Annotated in this window: 1 protein-coding gene; it reads left to right on the top strand. The window is 64.9% G+C overall.

Features of this window, described 5'->3' with window-relative positions; all coding sequences use genetic code 11:
- A partial coding sequence (locus tag AC3II9_RS22305; RefSeq protein WP_489158943.1) for a hypothetical protein occupies positions 1 to 245 on the top strand: 245 nt, incomplete at both ends.

Raw genomic sequence — 245 nt, forward strand, 5'->3', positions numbered from 1 at the left:
GCCCTGGCCCAGGGATGAGCGGATCGTCGACCCGCGGCGCGGCGCTCTGGTCGATCGGGTCGCAATATATCGCCTTTTCGATCCAGTTCGTGGTCAGCGTGCTGATCTCGCGCTTCTTCCTGACGCCGCCCGAAATGGGGCTTTATTCGATCGCGCTGTCGGCGGCGATGCTGGTGTCGGTGCTTCAGGATTTCGGCATCAGCCGGTTCGTGGCGGGCGAGCGCAACCTGACCGAGGCGCAGGTC

Source organism: Lysinibacillus sp. RU7, from assembly GCF_057837305.1.